Consider the following 14,207-nt stretch of genomic DNA (forward strand, 5'->3'; position numbering starts at 1 on the left):
CTCGTCAGGCCTGTCGAAGCTCGGCCGGACCGGCCTCGATCTCAACCGACGGTGGTAGCGGCAGAACGGCGTCCGGCGGACGCGCGGGCAGCCGGATGGTGAACGTAGACCCTCCGCCAAGCCTGCTCGTCACCTCCACCCGACCACCGTGATTCGTCGCTATGTGTTTGACAATTGCCAGGCCAAGGCCGGTGCCACCGGTCGCGCGGGACCGGGCCTGGTCGGCTCGGTAGAACCGCTCGAAGATCCGGTCGAGGTCGCTCGGCCCGATCCCGATGCCCTGGTCGGTCACCGCGATCTCAACGTACTCGTCGTCACCGCGCGTGACCACATCGACCTTTGTGTGCTCCGCCGAGTAGGCGATCGCGTTTTCCACCAGATTGGCGACGGCGGTGGCGATCTGGCTGTCGCTGCCGTACACCGTCAGGCCGCGGGCGCCGCTGACGTAGACCTCGATGTCCCGGGCGGACGCGGCGGTACGGGTGCGGTCGATAACCTCGGCCACCACCCAGTCGACCGCGACCGGCTCGGGTGCGGGCAGCGGCTCGGCGCCCTGGAGGCGGGTCAGCTCCAGCAGCTCGTTGACGAGGCGGCCGAGGCGGGTGGACTCCGACTGGATCCGCTCGGCGAACCGCCGGGCGGCCGCCACGTCCTCGGCGGGGTCGGTGGTGACGCTGTCCGGATCGGTCGCGTCGAGCAGCGCTTCGGCCAGCAGCTGCAACGCACCGATCGGGGTCTTCAGCTCATGGCTCACATTTGCCACGAAGTCTCGCCGCACCCGGTCGACCCGGTGCGACTCGGTCACGTCGGCGGCCTCGACCGACACGAAGCTGCCGCCCAACGCGACGGCCCGCAGGTGGACGCCGAGCGGCGACTGCGGCCCGCCCTCGCGGCCCCGCGGCAGGTCGAGCTCTACCTCCCGGCGCACGCCGGTGCGGCGGACCTGGCCGGCAAGCGTACGCACGATCGGGTGCGCGGCGATCGTGCCCGGCTGGGGTCCGGCGCGCAGAAGGCCCATCGCCCGCGCCGCCGGGTTGACAAGCACCGGGACGTCGTCCTGATCGAGCACCACCACCCCGACCCGCAGCGCGTCGAGACTCTTGCGGCCCAGCCCAGAGACCTGGCCCTGCTGCTCCTTGGCGATAGCCGGCCTCCCGTTTTCGCGGGTGGCTTCTCCGAAGCCCCCGGCAACCGCGCCCTCTCCCCCGGCTCTTGATCGCCAGCCGGGACGAGCGGACCACGGACCCCCACACGGCCGCGCACGGCCAGCAGCGCAGCACCCCCGGCCACCAGGCCAAGGACACTGCCGACCACGCCGGCTCCGACCGCCCACTCCACGTCGTGATCGTAGGGTCATTGTTAACCAAGCTGATTCGCAGAACGGTACAAACTTGGCCCGCTTTTGATAGAGTTCACCGCTCGGCCGAGCGTCGTTTACCCCCGTACGGCGGAGATCGCGAGCCATCGCCTACCATCAACGCGATGCGTGACGAGCTGCGAGCAGACCTGCTGGAGGTGGGCCGCCTCCTCGTGTCTATGGCCGAGGCGGCGCGCACCGCGATGGGCCACGCCACCGAGGCCCTCCTCACCGCCGACCGCGAGATCTGCGAGACGGTGATCGCACGCGATGTCGAGATCAACGATCTTCAGCGCCAGGTCGACCAGCTGGTGTACGACACGCTGGCTCGCCAGGCGCCGGTCGCCACGGATCTCCGGCTGGTGATCACGGGCATCCAGATCAGCCTCGACATCGAGCGGATGGGCGACCTCGCCATGCACGTGGCCAAGACCGCGCTCCGGCGCTACCCGGCGCCGGCGGTGCCACCCGAGCTGCGCGGTGTGATCACTTCCATGGGCGAGGTGGCCGACCGCATGGCGGGCAAGGTCGGCTTGGTGCTCACCACGCAGAATGCGACGCTCGGCGCCGAGCTCGAGAGCGACGACGACGCGATGGACGACTTGCAGCGGCAGCTCTTCAACGTCCTGCTGCACAGGGAGTGGCCACACGGCGCCGAGGCCGCGATCGACGGCGCGCTGCTCGGCCGCTTCTACGAGCGGTACGCGGACCACGCGGTCAACGCCGGGCGACAGGTCGTCTACCTCGTCACGGGTGAGACGAGCGAGCCGCCCGGCGTGGCCTAAGCGCTAGCGCCCCTGGTTGGCGACCGCGGCGGCGGCTTCCTCGGCCGCGGTCGGGTCCAGGTAGGTACCGCCGGCGGTAACCGGGCGCAGCGCGGCGTCCAGGTCGTAGCGCAGCGGGATCCCGGTGGGGATGTTGAGCTTGGCGATCGCCTCGTCGGAGACGTTGTCGAGGTGCTTGACGAAGGCGCGCAGCGAGTTGCCGTGCGCGGCGACCAGCACCGTCCGGCCGGCGAGCAGGTCCGGCACGATCCCGTCGTACCAGTACGGCAGCGCCCGGTCGAGCACGTCCTTGAGGCACTCTGTGCGCGGCATCAGCTCCGGCGGAAGCGTGCCGTAGCGCGGGTCGCCGGCCTGCGACCACTCGTCGTTGTCGTCGATCGGCGGGGGCGGCGTGTCATACGACCGGCGCCAGAGCATGAACTGCTCCTCGCCGTACTGCTCCAGGGTCTGCTTCTTGTTCTTGCCCTGAAGCGCGCCGTAGTGCCGCTCGTTGAGCCGCCACGACCGCCGCACGGCGATCCAGTGCCGGTCGGCCGCGTTGAGCGCCAGCTCGGCGGTGCGGATCGCGCGCCGCAGCACGGAAGTGTGCACCACGTCGGGAAGCAGTCCGTGCTCGCGAAGCAGGTCGCCACTGTGCCGCGCCTCAGCCTCGCCCTTGGCGGTCAGGTCGACGTCGACCCACCCGGTGAAGAGATTCTTCGCATTCCACTCGCTCTCACCGTGCCGTAGCAGCACCAGTGTCCCCAGACTCATGGCCTCATCCTGCCACCGTGACAGCCGCCACACGGAAATCGGGCTGCGTGGCTCCCATTCACCGGACTAGCTTGTAAGGAACGCCGAGGAGTGCGGCCGTTACGGGGGAGGTACCGGACGTGCGGAGCTGGCTGCGGGAGACCGCGGGTGGTCTACCCACCACCTTCTGGTACCTCTGGACCGGCACGCTGGTAAACCGCCTCGGCTCGTTCGTCATCATCTTCATGGCGATCTACCTCACCAGCGAGCGGCACTTCACCCAGACGCAGGCCGGCCTGGTGATCGGTCTCTTCGGCCTGGGTAGCGCGGCGGGGGTGACGGTCGGCGGCGTGCTGGCCGACCGCTGGGGGCGCCGCCCCACGCTCCTCACCGCGCACCTCGGCGCGGCGACCATGCTGCTGGCGATGGGGTTTGCCCGCGACCTCTGGACAATCACGCTCTGCGCGCTGGTGCTCGGCTTCTTCATGGACGCCACGCGCCCCGCGTTCCAGGCGATGATGGTCGACGTCGTGCCGGAGCGCGACAGGCTGCGCGCCTTCTCACTCAACTACTGGGCGATCAACCTCGGCTTCGCCTTCGCCGCGGTGCTCGCCGGCCTCGCCGCGCAGGCCGACTTCCTGCTGCTCTTCGTGGTCGACGCGACCACCACGGTCGCCACGGCCGCCATCATCTTCGCCAAGGTGCGGGAGACCCGGCGCCCGCAGGGCTTCGGTCGCCGCCGCGACACAAGTACACCAGCGGTCGGCCTGCACACCGTCTTCGCCGACCGGGTGTTCGTCGGCTTCCTGCTGCTCAACCTGCTCAGCGCCGTGATCTTCCTACAGCACATCTCGATGCTCCCGATCGCGATGGGGCAGGATGGCCTCTCGCCGTCGACGTTCGGCTGGGTGATCGCACTCAACGGCGTGCTCATCGTCGCGGGCCAGCTCTTCGTGCCCCGCCTGATCCGCGGTCGTGATCGCTCCCGCACGCTCGCCGTCGCCTCGCTTGTCACGGGGCTCGGCTTCGGCCTGACCGCCGCGGCCGACGCGCCCTGGCTGTACGCGGTCACGGTGCTCATCTGGACCATGGGCGAGATGCTCACGTCACCCTCCAACGCCACGCTTATCGCCGAGCTGTCGCCGTCCGCCATCCGCGGGCGCTATCAGGGTGTTTTCTCCCTCTCCTGGTCGGGGGCCGCGTTCCTGGCGCCGACGCTGGGCGGCTTCGTCATGCAGCACGGCGGCAACACCGCGCTGTGGCTGGGCACGGCGGGCATCGGCGCCGCCGTCGCGGTCGGCCATATCCTCTCCGGTCCCTCCCGCGAGCGCCGCGTGGCCACACTCGCCGCGGCGTCGGCGTCTCCGGCCCCCGCACCGCCCGCCCCCGCCCCGACCGCCGCCCTTGGCGCGGCTGTCGCGGACGAGGCCGTGCCAGCCACCGACGATCTCAGCAGGGTCTCCTGAGACGCCTCAATCCTGGCGAGCGGCCTGGTGAGCCACGCCGGCGGCGAGCAGGGCCTCGGCGTCGGGGACGGACCACTCCTCCAGTACCGCGCGGGTGTGCTCGCCCGGCAGCGGTGGGGGCAGGGACGGTGGAGCGGCGGGCGTTGCCGAGAAACGCGGGGCCGCTGCGGGCTGCCGGACGCCGTGCGCCTCGACGAAGACGCCACGCGCGCTCAGATGCGGATCGGCCGGTGCCTCGCCGAGCGACAGCACCGGTGCCACGCAGGCGTCGCTGTCCGCGAAGACCTCTGTCCACTCGTCACGGGTACGGGTGGCGACCCGGGCGGCGATGAGGGTGCGGAGGCGGGGCCAGGACAGGAGATCGAGTTGATCGGGCGTCCCAGCCGAGTCCAAGCCCAGCCGGTCAGCGAACTCGGCGTAGAACTTCGGCTCCAGCGGCCCCACCGCCAGGTGGCGACCGTCAGCCGTCTCGTACACGCCGTAGAAGGGCGCGCCCCCGTCGAGGAGGTTGGCGCCGCGCCGGTCCTGCCATGCTCCACTGTAGAGCAGGCCGTAGAGCTGGGTGGCCAGAAGCGTTGCGCCGTCTACGATCGCGGCGTCGACCACCTGGCCCGAGCCGGTGCGCTGGGCCTGCCACAGCGCGGCGAGCACACCAGCTACGAGCAGCATCCCGCCGCCGCCGTAGTCGCCGAGCAGGTTGAGCGGTGGCACCGGCGGGCCGTCCGCTGGGCCGATCGCGTGCAGGACACCGGTGCGCGCCAGGTAGGTGATGTCGTGGCCGGCGGTGGTGGCGAGCGGGCCGTCCTGACCCCAGCCGGTAACCCGGCCGTACACGAGGCGTGGGTTGACCGCGTGACACTCGGCCGGTCCGATGCCCAACCGTTCGGCGACGCCCGGCCGGAAGCCCTCGATGAGCACGTCTGCGGAGGCCGCGAGGGTACGGACCAAAGCCGCGCCTTCGGGTCGCTTGAGGTCGACCGCGATGGAGCGCTTGCCCCGGCCTTGCAGGTCTTCGCGGGGTGGCAGCGGTACGGCAGGTACGCCCACGCGATCGACGCGCACGACGGCGGCACCGAGATCGGCGAGCACCATACCGGCGAAGGGAGCGGGCCCGAGCCCGGCAATTTCGATAACCGTCAACCCGCGAGCGGTCCAACCATGCACCGACTCTAAGCGGGGCGGGATCTTCGGCCCGGCGGCGGCGGACGACACTCACCCCCGTAAGCGTCGCCCGCAGTCGCCGCCGGTCTTTAGGTGGCGCCGTCCCCCAACGGCGTTTGGTTGCCACCCATCCCCCAGCACCTGTCCTGACGCGGTCCCGACGACGGACCAGAGTTCCCCCGAACTGTTTTGCCAGGTGCGGCGCGTGTAGATCACGCTACGGCGCAACACTTTCTTGACACAAGGCGATTACGTTGTCTCGCCCGTCACACGTTTGGCTGCTGCCCAGCGGGGAACATGTGGGCGAAAGCCTGGAGGTTAGCCAGTGACTCACCGCGCTTGACCCGCCACTCCCATTCGCGCCGGATCGCCGTACCAAAGCCGATTTCGAGCATCGTGTCGAACGATTCGTCCGCGTACGTCAGCACGGATCCGAGCAGCCGATCAAGCTCGTCCTCGTCGAGTCCGGACAGTCCCACTCGGCCAGTCAGATAAACGTCACCAACGTTATCGATGGAAAAGGCCACACCGTACATCCGGGCGTTGCGCCGCAGTAACCACGCCCAGAGCTCCTCGCGCCGCTCGTCCGGCTGCCGCATCACGAACGCCTCGACGCGCAGCGCGTGCTCGCCCACGATGAGGTTGCATACGGTCTTGAGCTTGTGGGTGCCGGGCAGCGTCACCGCGTACGACAGCTCGCCGGTCGCCTCGCACGGCAGCTCCCGCTCCGCGCAGACCGCCTCGATGAGCGCGCCGACCTCGGCCCGGCTCATCAGGCCAGGGCCCTCAACGCCGCGGCGTCCAGCGACGAGGCCAGCCGCTCGCGATGCTCGGTCACCGCCTCACGGTAGACCGCGAGCAGTCCGGACACCGTACGGGTCCAGGAGAAGTTGCGGGCGTGTCCGACCGCGCCGGCGGCCAACTCGTCGCGCCGCCTCGGGCAGGCCAGCAGCTTGCCGAGCACGATCGCCCAGTCGGCCGGGTCGTGCCCGTCGACGAGCACGCCGCTGACGCCGTCGTGTACCGCCGTAACCAGACCGCCGACCGCGGCCGCCACCACCGGCGTACCGCATGCCTGCGCCTCCAGCGCGACGAGCCCGAACGACTCGTTGTACGACGGCACCGCCACGAGGTCGGCCGCGCGGTAGAGGGCCGGCAGGTCCTCACCTGTCTGCGGCGGCAGGAAGCGGACCGAGTCGGCGACGCCAAGCGAGTCAGCGAGATCGATGAGCGCGGTGGGCCGCTCGAGACCGCTCCCGCTTGGCCCGCCGCAGACCACGACGGTCACCTGCTCGGCCATCTCGGGCTCCCGGTCGCGCAGGGCGGCCAGCGTGCGCAGCAGCACGTCGGGCGCCTTGAGCGGCTGGATGCGACCGACGAACGCGACGATGTACCCCCGCTCGGGCAGCCCCAGTCGGCGCCGCGCGGCGGCCCGGCCACCGGCGCCGGGGCGGAAGCGATCGAGGTCGACGCCCGGCTCCACCACTGAGACGCGGGCCGGGTCGGCCTCGTACCGCGTGATGAGGTCGCGGGCCTCGGCCTGGGTGTTGGCGACAAGCCGGTCCGCGACGGCGACCACCTGCTCTTCGCCCACGACGCGAGCCAGCGGCTCGGGCCGGTCACCCGCGGCCAGCTGCGTGTTCTTGACCTTGGCGAGCGTGTGCGCGGTGTGCACCAGCGGTACGCCCCACCGCTCCTTGGCCAGCCAGCCGACCTGCCCGGAGAGCCAGTAGTGCGAGTGGATCAGGTCGTAGTAGCCCGGCGGGTGCGCGGCCTCGGCGCGCAGCACCCCGTTGGTGAACGCGCACATCTGGCCCGGCAGGTCTTCCTTCGCGAGCCCTTCGAGCGGCCCGGAGATGATGTGCCGGACGGTCACCCCTGGTGCCATCTCCACGCACCCGGGCCGTTCGCGCGATGTGGCCCGGGTGAAGATCTCCACCTCGACCCCGGCCTCGGCGAGGCGGCGGGCGACCTCGACCACGTAAACGTTCAGGCCACCGGCGTCACCGGTGCCTGGCTGGTCGAGCGGTGAGGTGTGTACCGACAGGGTGGCGATGCGCCGTGGCGTCGGCCAGTGCGACACGCGTACTCCTTCCACGACGGCAGTCTCTGCCCCCGGCATTGCAACCCCCGTGGCGGGATTCATCTTCCCGATCACCAGTTGAGCGCGCATCTAACGTGGTGCCAGACGTGATCCAGCTCTCTTCCGGCGGCGGGTCGGACCGCCCGGTAAGGAAGAATCGCCCCATGACTCCCTCGATCGCGATCGTGACCGGCGCCTCCAGCGGGATCGGCGCCGCCACCGCCCGCCGGCTGGCCGCCGAAGGCTTCCACGTCGTCGCCGCCGCTCGGCGTGCCGACCGGTTGGACGAGCTGGTCAAGGAGATCGCCGCGGCCGGTGGCGAGGCCACGGCCCTGACCTGCGACGTCACCTCCGACGAGTCGGTGTCCGCGCTGGCCGCCGCCGTGGCCGAGCTCGGCCGGCCGGTCACCGTCCTGGTCAACAACGCCGGCGGCGCGCGCGGCCTCGACCCGGTGGAGACCGGGTCGGTCTCCGACTGGCAGTGGATGTTCGACGTGAACGTCCTGGGCACCGTCCGCGTCACGCAGGCGTTCCTGCCCGCTCTCGACGCGTCAGGCGCCGGCACCATCGTGGTACTCAGCTCCACGGCCGGACTCATCGTGTACGAGGGTGGGGGCGGCTACGCGGCCGCCAAGCACGCCCAGACCGCGGTCGCCGAGACGTTGCGGCTGGAGCTGAGCGGCAGGCCGATCCGGGTCATCGAGATCGACCCGGGCATGGTGCGCACCGAGGAGTTCGGGCTGACCCGCTTCGGCGGTGACACGCAGAGGGCCGAGGCCGTGTACGCGGGCGTGGCCGAGCCGCTCGTCGCGGACGACATCGCCGACTGCATCGCGTGGACGGTGACCCGCCCGCACTACGTCAACATCGACCGCATCGTCGTACGCCCGCTCGCCCAGGCCGCCCAGCACAAGGTGCACCGGGTGCTCTGATGCCCGCCCGGCCGCAGGGTGAGATCACCCGCGGGACCACCAACCCCAACCGCCTGCGGCGGGTGGATCGCTGGATCGCGGCCAGGCTGGGCGGCACGCTGCGGGACGTGCCCGATCCGCTCGTGGTCGACCTCGGGTACGGCGAGAGCCCGGTGACCACTGTCGAGCTGCACAGCCGCTTGACGGCGGTACGCCCCGACGTGCGCGTGGTGGGGCTGGAGATCGACCCCGCGCGGGTGGCCGCCGCCGCGCCGGTAGCCGAGCCCCGGGTCTCACGTTCGCGCGCGGCGGCTTCGAGCTGGCCGGCCTGCGCCCAGTGGTCGTACGCGCCTTCAACGTGCTGCGCCAGTACGAGGAGGCGGCCGTGGAGGTGGCCTGGCGAACGATGACCGCGGCGCTCGCTCCGGGTGGCGCGGTCGTCGAGGGTACCTGCGACGAGCTGGGCCGCCTCGCCTCCTGGGTACTGCTCGACGCGGCCGGCCCGCAGACGCTCACGCTCGCCGCCAAGCTCTCCACCTTGGACACACCCGCCACGCTCGCCGAGCGGCTGCCCAAGGCGCTCATCCACCGAAACGTGCCGGGCGAGCCGATCCACGCGTTAGTCTCCGCATTGGACGACGCCTGGCGGGATGCGGCACCATACGCCACCTTCGGGCCTCGTCAGCGGTGGTTACGCACAGTATCCACCGTACGCGCCGCAGGTTGGCCGATCGAGGACCGGCCAGCACGTTGGCGCCTGGGCGAGATAACGGTCAGATGGCAGACCGTCGCACCGAGTTACCTAACCAGCAGGTGAATCGTTGAGAAAGCGGCCAATACTTTTCGTAGACGATCAAACCTGGAGTAATCGGTGCGTACAAAGCTGCGGATGGCGGCTGCAGCCGCTCTCGTTACCATCCCGTTGACCGTGCTCGGCGCCAGCGCGATGCTCTCCTCCGCGCAGGCGGCCACGGCACCGGGTGACTGCACAGGCTACGAATGCCACACCACAGAGCCAACGACCAGGCCGACGAGCCACCGGCCGACCCACCGGCCGACCCACCGGCCCCCAACCCACAAGCCGACCACGAAGCCACCCACGACGCCGCCCACCACGCCTCCGACGACGCCACCGACCACGCCACCCACGACGCCGCCGACCACGCCTCCGACAACCGCGCCGACGACCGCCCCGCCCACCGTGGCTCCCACCACGCCACCGGCGCTGCCGACGACCGGTGACTCGACGGGGAACATCGCGCTGGCCGGCGCCGTGCTCGTGGGTTCCGGAGCGGCGTTGGGCCTCGGCGCCTACGCGTTCTCCCGCCGGCGCCGCTTCGAGGGCTGAGCCGCGTCACAGCTCACAGTTGACCAGGACCGGTTCGGGGTGGAGCGTCACCCCGAACCGGTTTTTCACACCGTCCCGGATCTCCCGGGCCAGGCCGAGCAGCTCGGCCGTGGAGCCGTCCCCGCGATGCGTGAGGGCGAGCGTGTGCTTCGTGGAGATGCCGACCGGGCCGGAGCCGTACCCCTTCGTGAAACCCGCCTTGTCGATCAGCCAGGCCGCGCTGACCTTGACGACGCCGTCAGGTCCCGGCCACGACGGCGGCTCGCCCACGCCGTTCGCGCGATCGAGGAGCGCCGTGTACGCCGCAGCCTCCAGCACCGGGTTGGTGAAGAACGAGCCGACCGAGCGGGTGTCCGGATCGGACGGGTCGAGCACCATGCCCTTGCCGGCCCTCAGCGCCAGCACCGCCGCCCGCGCGTCGGCCAGAGGCACCCGCTGACCGATCTCCACGCCCAGCGCGCGGGCCAGCTCGGCGTACCGTACCGGCGCCGACTCGGGCGAGCGGGCCAGGCGGAAGTCGACCGAGAGCACCACCCAGCGGTCACTGTGCTTGAAAACGCTGGCCCGGTACGCGAAGCCGCACTCCTCGGGCGTCATCACCCGGCGCTCGCCCGTGGTCCGGTCGAGGGCCTGTACCGCCGTGATGGTCTCGGCGACCTCCTGGCCATACGCCCCCACGTTTTGGATCGGGGTGGCGCCGGCCGACCCGGGGATGCCGGAGAGGCATTCGATGCCGGACCACCCAGCGTCCACGGCCTGGGCCACCACGCTGTCCCACGACTCGCCGGCTTGGACCGTCACGGTCACCGTCTCGGGCTCGGCCTCGCGGACTGTCACGCCAGTGGAGCGGACCAGGACCACGATGCCGGGGTAGTCGTCGTCGCCGACGACGACGTTGCTACCGCCCGCCAGAATGAACGAGTTCGCGGGGCTTTGCGCCAGCTCATCCGCGTTGGTAGCGACCAATATCCGCTGCGCTTGGCCACCGAGACGCAGGGTGGTGTAGGCCGAGAGCGAATCGGGCACGGACGGTTGGGCGGCAGTCGGCAGTTCGGCGCTAACGTCGGGCACGCCATTCACCCTAGGCTGGACTCCGCGAGGGCAACCCAAGGGCCGCCCAGCCGCGTCAGGAGGGTGTTATGACCAGCAGACTGCACGGGTCGAAGGACTTCTGGATCGCGGGGCTGCGGGCCGAGGGTCCGCCTTTCCACGACGCGGTCACCCAGGCCCCTCCCGACACGCCGGTGCCCTCCTGCCCCGAGTGGACCGTCACGGACCTCGTCCACCACCTCGGTTCGCTGTACCAGTGGGTGCGCGGGCACGCCGCCCGAGGCGTCACGTCGCCCCCGGAGCCCCGCCGTGCGACCGTCCCCGAGGGCGCCCCGACCGGACCCGCCGCCGTCGAGTGGTGGCAGGGTGAGTACAAGGCGCTGATCGACACGCTCGAGGCGCTCGACCCCGAGCTCCCGGCGTGGAACTGGGCGCCTCAGGCCAAGAAGGCCGGCTTCTGGCATCGCCGGATGGCGCACGAGACCGCCGTACACAGGTGGGACGCGCAGATGGCGATCGGAGCCGGCGAGCCCGTGGAGGCCAAGCTCGCGGTCGACGGCGTGAGCGAGGTGCTGGACACCTGGCTGCCCGCCGGCCGCCGTCACAACCCCAGCTCGCGGCAGGGTGTGGTGCACCTTGTGGCGACCGACGCGGCGCAGGAGTGGTTCCTCCGGCTGCGCGGTGAGGGGGTGGCGCTGCTCGACACCGGCACGCTGCTGGACACCGACGAGCACCCCGCTCGGGCCTATGCGGCGGGCACGGCGAGCGACCTGTTGCTGGCCCTCTACGGCCGGGTGGGCTTCGACGTGCTCGACGTCACGGGCGACGTTACGCTGCTCGATTGCCTCCGTACGGGCTGACGCGGACCCCGTCCACCGCGCTCCGTGGCACATAATCGTAAGGACCGTGCCAGGGCGTGGTGAGGGGATGACGGTGGGCCTGCAGTTTCCAGACGGGTTCGTATGGGGTGCGGCCACTGCGGCGTACCAGATCGAGGGCGCGGCCCGCGACGAAGGGCGGGGGCCCTCCATCTGGGACACGTTCTCGCGTACGCCGGGCAAGGTCTACGCCGGCCACACCGGCGATGTGGCCTGCGACCACTACCACCGGTACCCGGACGACGTGCGGCTCATGGCCGACCTGGGCCTGCGTGCGTACCGGTTCTCGATCTCGTGGCCGCGGGTGCAGCCCGACGGCAGCGGCCCGGTCAACCCGCGCGGCCTCGACTTCTACGACCGCCTCGTCGACGAGCTGATCGGCCGGGGCATCGACCCCATCGTCACGCTCTACCACTGGGACCTGCCCCAGACGCTGGAAGACCGGGGTGGCTGGACCAGCCGTGACACCGCCTCCTGGTTCGCGGAGTACGCGGCGGCGGCGTACGCGCGGCTCGGCGACCGGGTCTCCACCTGGACCACGCTCAACGAGCCCTGGTGCTCGGCGTACCTCGGCTATGCCTCGGGCATCCACGCGCCGGGCCGGCAGGACCCCGCGGCTGCGTTCGCCTCGGTACACCACCTGCTCCTCGGGCATGGCCTGGCCGCGCGGGCCCTGCGCGCCGCGGGCGCGGAAACCGTAGGGATCACGCTCAACCCGGCGGCGGTGCTGCCCGCCGACCCGGAGAGCGCGGCCGACGCCGAGGCCGTGCGGGTCGTCGACGGCCTGTCCAACCGCATCTTCCTCGAGCCGATCCTGGCCAGTGGCTACCCGTCGGACGTGCTGGAGCACATGCGCCGCTTCACCGACCTGGCGTTCATCCAGGACGGCGATGAGAAGGCCATCGCGGCGGCGATCGACCTGCTCGGCGTCAACTACTACTCCCCGACCTATGTGGCGGGACGCCCGGGCGCGCCCGGTGGCGGCCCCGCCCACCCCGGCACCGAGGGCATCCTCTTCCTGCCGCCGGCCGGCCCGCTCACCGAGATGGGCTGGCAGATCGAGCCCGCCGGCCTCACCGCGCTGCTGGAGCGGCTCGGCCGCGACTACCCGACCACCCCGCTCTACATCACGGAGAACGGCGCGGCCTTCGACGACAAGCCTGGGGCGGACGGTCAGGTGGCCGACGCCAACCGGATCGCGTACCTCGACGGCCACCTCCGCGCCGTGCACACCGCGATCGAGCGCGGCGTCGACGTGCGCGGCTACCTCGTGTGGTCCCTGATGGACAACTTCGAGTGGGCGGAGGGCTACCGCAAGCGGTTCGGCATCATCCACGTCGACTACCAGACCCAGCGGCGTACGCCGAAGGACAGCGCGCTCTGGTACCGGGACGTCATCGCTCGCAACGGGCTGCCGTCATGACCATCGCGCGGGAACGCCCCACTCTGGAAGCGGTCGCGCGCCGTGCCGGGGTTTCCCGCGCCACAGTGTCGCGCGTGGTAAACGGCTCGACGACGGTGGCCGAGCCGATCCAGGAGGCGGTGCGGCAGGCGGTGCGCGAGCTCGGGTACGTGCCGAATCTCGCCGCCCGCAGCCTGGTCACCCAGCGCACCGACTCGATCGCGCTGATCCTGCCCGAGTCGGCGACCCGCGTCTTCTCCGACGACCAGTTCTTCCCGGGCATCGTGCGGGGGGTCAGCCAGGAGCTGGAGGCGGCCGACAAGCAGCTCGTGCTCATCATGGCCGGCTCGGCGGCCAGCTACGACCGGGTCGAGCGGTACACGACCGGCCGCCACGTCGACGGCGTCATGTTCGCGTCGATGCACGGCGTCGACCCGCTGCCCGGCACGCTCGCCCGCATCGGCATCCCGGTCGTGTGCAGCGGCCGCCCCATGGGCCGGGGTACGCCCCCGGTGCCGTACGTGGACGTGGACTCCGTGGGCGGGGTCGCGCACGCCGTGCGGTATCTGCTCGACGCCGGGCGCCAGCGGATCGCCACGATCGCCGGCCCGCAGGACATGGTGGCCGGCATCGACCGGCTGGCCGGCTACCGCAACGAGCTGAAGGGCTCGCGCCGCCGCTCGATCGTGGCCAACGGCGACTTCACCCGCGAGTCCGGCGCGATCGCGATGCGCCAGCTCCTTGAGGACGACCCGTCACTCGACGCGGTCTTCGTGGCGTCCGACCTGATGGCGCACGGCGCACTCCGTACGCTGCGCGAGGCCGGCCGGCGCGTCCCTGACGACGTGGCGGTGGTCGGCTTCGACGACGTGGAGATCGCCCGCTACACCGATCCGCCGCTCACCACGGTGCGCCAGCCGATCATCGAGATCGGCCGCGAGATGGTGCGCCAGCTGTTGCGGATCGCCCAGGGCGAGGAGGTCGAGGAGGCACTGATCCTCCAGACCGAGCTTGTCGTACGGGAGAGCGCCTAG

At 71.1% G+C, this 14,207-nt stretch carries 12 protein-coding genes and 2 pseudogenes; 8 read left to right on the forward strand and 6 right to left on the reverse strand.

Annotated features, from left to right (window positions below):
- Positions 1-4 precede the first annotated feature (4 nt).
- Positions 5-1,338, reverse strand: a pseudogene (locus tag Pflav_RS31075) (sensor histidine kinase).
- A gap of 144 nt (positions 1,339-1,482) precedes the next feature.
- Between Pflav_RS31075 and phoU the strand changes: the two are divergent.
- Positions 1,483-2,142, forward strand: coding sequence for a phosphate signaling complex protein PhoU (phoU, locus tag Pflav_RS31080; protein WP_173040333.1), 660 nt, complete (start codon positions 1,483-1,485; stop codon positions 2,140-2,142).
- A 3-nt stretch (positions 2,143-2,145) separates the two neighbouring features.
- On the opposite strand, the gene Pflav_RS31085 is transcribed toward phoU, so the two are convergent.
- Positions 2,146-2,895 (reverse strand): phosphoglyceromutase, encoded by a 750-nt coding sequence (locus tag Pflav_RS31085; RefSeq protein WP_173040335.1) that lies wholly within the window; start codon positions 2,893-2,895, stop codon positions 2,146-2,148.
- Positions 2,896-3,014: 119 nt separating this feature from the next.
- Here Pflav_RS31085 and Pflav_RS31090 point away from each other — a divergent pair, with 119 nt between their 5' ends.
- Positions 3,015-4,340 (forward strand): MDR family MFS transporter, encoded by a 1,326-nt coding sequence (locus tag Pflav_RS31090; protein WP_173040337.1) that lies wholly within the window; start codon positions 3,015-3,017, stop codon positions 4,338-4,340.
- Between the two features lie 6 nt (positions 4,341-4,346).
- Here the strand turns inward: Pflav_RS31090 and Pflav_RS31095 are convergent, their stop codons facing one another.
- The 3 genes from Pflav_RS31095 to mshA all read right to left on the reverse strand — a co-directional run bounded on the left by Pflav_RS31095 (position 4,347) and on the right by mshA (position 7,623).
- Entirely contained in the window at positions 4,347-5,432 is a 1,086-nt protein-coding gene (locus Pflav_RS31095) for a CaiB/BaiF CoA transferase family protein (RefSeq protein WP_232072125.1), read from the reverse strand.
- 335 nt (positions 5,433-5,767) lie between these two features.
- Complete coding sequence (locus Pflav_RS31100) at positions 5,768-6,274, reverse strand: type III secretion system chaperone family protein (RefSeq protein WP_415624348.1); 507 nt, start codon at positions 6,272-6,274, stop codon at positions 5,768-5,770.
- Positions 6,274-7,623, reverse strand: a complete 1,350-nt coding sequence (gene mshA, locus Pflav_RS31105) for a D-inositol-3-phosphate glycosyltransferase (RefSeq protein WP_377307762.1) — start codon at positions 7,621-7,623, stop codon at positions 6,274-6,276. Before mshA ends, Pflav_RS31100 begins: the two co-directional genes overlap by 1 nt.
- 125 nt (positions 7,624-7,748) lie before the next feature.
- Between mshA and Pflav_RS31110 the strand changes: the two genes are divergently transcribed.
- From Pflav_RS31110 to Pflav_RS31120, 3 genes and pseudogenes are all read left to right on the forward strand, one after another.
- Entirely contained in the window at positions 7,749-8,516 is a 768-nt protein-coding gene (locus Pflav_RS31110; RefSeq protein WP_173040343.1) for an SDR family oxidoreductase, read from the forward strand.
- A pseudogene (locus Pflav_RS31115) lies at positions 8,516-9,312 on the forward strand (class I SAM-dependent methyltransferase). The gene Pflav_RS31110 and the pseudogene Pflav_RS31115 overlap by 1 nt, the downstream one beginning before the upstream one ends.
- Before the next feature lie 182 nt (positions 9,313-9,494).
- Positions 9,495-9,737, forward strand: a complete 243-nt coding sequence (locus tag Pflav_RS31120; protein WP_180201285.1) for a hypothetical protein — start codon at positions 9,495-9,497, stop codon at positions 9,735-9,737.
- Between the two features lie 112 nt (positions 9,738-9,849).
- Here the strand turns inward: Pflav_RS31120 and Pflav_RS31125 are convergent, their stop codons facing one another.
- The gene (locus Pflav_RS31125; RefSeq protein ID WP_173040345.1) at positions 9,850-10,914 is read right to left on the reverse strand and encodes a UDP-N-acetylmuramate dehydrogenase; all 1,065 of its coding nucleotides are present in this window, start codon (positions 10,912-10,914) and stop codon (positions 9,850-9,852) included.
- 68 nt (positions 10,915-10,982) lie between these two features.
- On the opposite strand from Pflav_RS31125, the gene Pflav_RS31130 reads away from it, so the two are divergent.
- From Pflav_RS31130 to Pflav_RS31140, 3 genes are all read left to right on the forward strand, one after another.
- The gene (locus tag Pflav_RS31130; RefSeq protein ID WP_173040347.1) at positions 10,983-11,753 is read left to right on the forward strand and encodes a maleylpyruvate isomerase N-terminal domain-containing protein; all 771 of its coding nucleotides are present in this window, start codon (positions 10,983-10,985) and stop codon (positions 11,751-11,753) included.
- Between the two features lie 67 nt (positions 11,754-11,820).
- On the forward strand, positions 11,821-13,194 hold the full coding sequence (locus Pflav_RS31135; protein ID WP_173040349.1) for a GH1 family beta-glucosidase: 1,374 nt from the start codon (positions 11,821-11,823) through the stop codon (positions 13,192-13,194).
- Positions 13,191-14,207: a LacI family DNA-binding transcriptional regulator gene (locus Pflav_RS31140; RefSeq protein WP_173040351.1), complete on the forward strand. Its 1,017-nt coding sequence runs from the start codon at positions 13,191-13,193 to the stop codon at positions 14,205-14,207. The genes Pflav_RS31135 and Pflav_RS31140 overlap by 4 nt, the downstream gene beginning before the upstream one ends.

The organism is Phytohabitans flavus (assembly GCF_011764545.1).
Lineage (GTDB): Bacteria > Actinomycetota > Actinomycetes > Mycobacteriales > Micromonosporaceae > Phytohabitans > Phytohabitans flavus.

What these genes read in the sequence shown, in the direction of transcription:
- phoU (WP_173040333.1), top strand. Translation starts at nt 1,483, where the DNA reads ATGCGTGACGAGCTGCGAGCAGACCTGCTGGAGGTGGGCCGCCTCCTC.
- Pflav_RS31085 (WP_173040335.1), bottom strand. Translation starts at nt 2,895, where the DNA reads ATGAGTCTGGGGACACTGGTGCTGCTACGGCACGGTGAGAGCGAGTGG.
- Pflav_RS31095 (WP_232072125.1), bottom strand. Translation starts at nt 5,432, where the DNA reads ATGGTGCTCGCCGATCTCGGTGCCGCCGTCGTGCGCGTCGATCGCGTG.
- Pflav_RS31100 (WP_415624348.1), bottom strand. Translation starts at nt 6,274, where the DNA reads ATGAGCCGGGCCGAGGTCGGCGCGCTCATCGAGGCGGTCTGCGCGGAG.
- mshA (WP_377307762.1), bottom strand. Translation starts at nt 7,623, where the DNA reads ATGCCGGGGGCAGAGACTGCCGTCGTGGAAGGAGTACGCGTGTCGCAC.
- Pflav_RS31110 (WP_173040343.1), top strand. Translation starts at nt 7,749, where the DNA reads ATGACTCCCTCGATCGCGATCGTGACCGGCGCCTCCAGCGGGATCGGC.
- Pflav_RS31120 (WP_180201285.1), top strand. Translation starts at nt 9,495, where the DNA reads ATGCCACACCACAGAGCCAACGACCAGGCCGACGAGCCACCGGCCGAC.
- Pflav_RS31130 (WP_173040347.1), top strand. Translation starts at nt 10,983, where the DNA reads ATGACCAGCAGACTGCACGGGTCGAAGGACTTCTGGATCGCGGGGCTG.
- Pflav_RS31135 (WP_173040349.1), top strand. Translation starts at nt 11,821, where the DNA reads ATGACGGTGGGCCTGCAGTTTCCAGACGGGTTCGTATGGGGTGCGGCC.
- Pflav_RS31140 (WP_173040351.1), top strand. Translation starts at nt 13,191, where the DNA reads ATGACCATCGCGCGGGAACGCCCCACTCTGGAAGCGGTCGCGCGCCGT.